The following is a 1859-nucleotide window of genomic DNA, read 5'->3' as shown; positions in this document are numbered from 1 at the left end:
ATAACGGTTTAGGTATTGGCGTAGTGGCGGATTATTAGCAATAAAATTCAATCGAAGAACAAAACTTGAACTTTGCAAAAATGTTCAATCGAAGTACGTCACCCGCCATTATGCCAATACCTTGTTATGCGTTCGCCCTTTTTGCGGGATTTGCTTTTTGTTTTGACGGCGCAACAGTAGCTGAATTTAATTCGACAATTTCTTTCCATTTTATAGCACCATCTTCATCACAAAAGTCTGTTGTAAACTCCTTAGTGAATTTATTAATCATCTGTGAGTAAGACTGAACAAAGTCGTCATTTCTCTCTTTCGCTTTATGTCCTAATGGCTCGATAAGCTCTGTATATAAATTAGGGTCACCTGAAATAAATTCCCAAAACTTTTGACCGCAGTATTTAAAATAATCCCCTTTGTCGGGGTTGTTGTCTCTTCCATAGCAACAGCCATTTACTGCTACAATATTTAGTTTTGAGTTGCTTGTTCTTAAAGTCTTTTTTGCTGTTTTAAAGTCTGAAGCCAATTTTTTAATTTGGGAACTGTTACCCCAATTTGGCCCTGATTTTATAGTAACTATGTAACGTGTATCATTATTGTCAAATTCAAGGTCAATATTTGGAATACCTGATTTACGTCCATTATAAACTTTGCCGTTGATAAAAATAGCAAGCCCTTCTAGCCAATCACCAAAAATTGTTTCTTCGTTTGATGATATATGGGCATCAACTATTCCGTTAATTATTTTTTCAGCGGTCAATACATATTTTGCCTTAAATAGGTAAGGATTTTTTCTTTTTAAAACTTTAATGAGTTTTAAGCCATCAAGACTTTGGATACGTTTTTCGTGAAACGTTCCAATATTTTTCTCAACGTATTGCGTAACGTCTTTTAGGTTTAGCTTCTCCATATTTTACTTTAGGCTCTAACAAATATAATTCTACAGGGTTGATTTGGCTTTTTATCATTTCATAATATTCTGGCGTGATATCAATTCCGATAGAATGACGCCTCATTCTTTTTGAGACGAACAAAGTTGTTCCCGAACCAACAAACGGGTCTAAAACTGTATCTTCTTGTTTTGTAAATAATTTTATAAACCATTCTGGTAATTCCTCTGGAAAAGCAGCACTATGATTTTTATTATTACATTCTGTAGCCAAATGCAAAACGTTTGTCGGGAACACAGTTTCTTTTCCTAACCAATTAGAAACATTCTTGCCGAAGCCACTTCCATTTTTAGCATTATCTCGGATTTTGTCCGTTTCACTTAAATTTTTTAGCCTTCCTTTTGCCCAATCTCCAATAGGTACTTTGACTTCGTCTTGATACATATTGAAGTTTTTACTTTTATTGAATTGCAAAAGTCTTTCCCAACTATCTCTAAAACGATTTGGCCACTTTCCTGGAAAAGAGTTCTTTTTATGCCAAATAAATTCTTCGGTCCACAACCAACCCTGCTTCCTCATCGCAATAATTAATTCCATCACGTAAATGCTCCGTTCGCCATCAACAACTTTTTCCTTTATATTTAAGATGAAAGTTCCCGTAGGCTTTAAAACTCTAAATAATTGTTCCGAAATCGGCAAAAACCATTCAACGTATTTGTCGGGATGTATGCCACCATAAGTTCCTTTTCTTTGGTCGGCGTAAGGTGGTGATGTTGCGATAAGATCAACAGAATTATCGGGAAGTTTCTTTAAAACTTCTTTGCTGTCACCCAAAAATAAATCTGTTCTTATTTCCATTTCTATGTGTCTTACTACAAATTTACGCAAAATAAGCTTGATTTTTGTTTCGTTATTTGTCTGCCTGCTACTTTGGTACTGGTCGGTAGGGTGACGCATAACGATTGGCGAATTTGT

The 1859-nt window shown here is 35.2% G+C and carries 2 protein-coding genes; both read right to left on the bottom strand.

Annotated features, from left to right (window positions below):
* Positions 1-124: 124 nt before the first annotated feature.
* Positions 125-904, bottom strand: a complete 780-nt coding sequence (locus A5893_RS00415; protein ID WP_068820566.1) for a PmeII family type II restriction endonuclease — start codon at positions 902-904, stop codon at positions 125-127.
* A partial coding sequence (locus tag A5893_RS00410; protein WP_198342231.1) for a DNA-methyltransferase occupies positions 864-1859 on the bottom strand: 996 nt, incomplete at its 5' end. The genes A5893_RS00410 and A5893_RS00415, both read right to left, overlap by 41 nt.

The organism is Pedobacter psychrophilus (assembly GCF_001652725.1).
GTDB classification, from domain to species: domain Bacteria; phylum Bacteroidota; class Bacteroidia; order Sphingobacteriales; family Sphingobacteriaceae; genus Pseudopedobacter; species Pseudopedobacter psychrophilus.
This window is presented reverse-complemented; position numbering and strand designations above follow the sequence as displayed.